This window comes from Citrobacter sp. Igbk 17 (genome assembly GCF_028069775.1).
Classification (GTDB): Bacteria; Pseudomonadota; Gammaproteobacteria; order Enterobacterales; family Enterobacteriaceae; genus Citrobacter.
The window spans coordinates 1-462 of record NZ_JANEWI010000095.1; the positions used below are offsets into that span (position 1 = coordinate 1).

Consider the following 462-nt stretch of genomic DNA (forward strand, 5'->3'; position numbering starts at 1 on the left):
GAATCACAATTGTTTTCTCCTCCTACGGGTACTGAGATGTTTCACTTCCCCGCGTTCCCTCCCGCACCCTATATATTCAGATGCGGGTAGCACGACATCACTCGTGCTGGGTTTCCCCATTCGGAAATCCTCGGATCCACGCTCGGTTGACAGCTCCCCGAGGCATATCGCAGCCTCCCACGTCCTTCATCGGCTCTCGATGCCAAGGCATCCACCATGCGCCCTTAGACACTTACAAACACAACAAAAACCAAAGAATATTGCACAAAGAACACGCCACCGCTAGCCGGCAGCGTATCCATTGATGCTCGCAACCACTATCCAGTTCTCAAACACCACACCCCACCACCAAGGCGGTGGGACAACACCTGGAACAAGTCCGAGTGTTGCCTCAGGACCCAACAGTGTGTTGGTGGCCAACTTTGTTGTCATGCACCCGGCTCTCGCCCACTACAGACAAGC

1 rRNA gene is annotated in these 462 nt (G+C 54.3%); it reads right to left on the reverse strand.

The annotated features are described in order from the left end of the window. Window positions 1–238: ribosomal RNA gene (locus NNO08_RS22935) — 23S ribosomal RNA — on the reverse strand; the annotation flags it as partial. Between the last annotated feature and the right edge of the window lie 224 nt (window positions 239–462).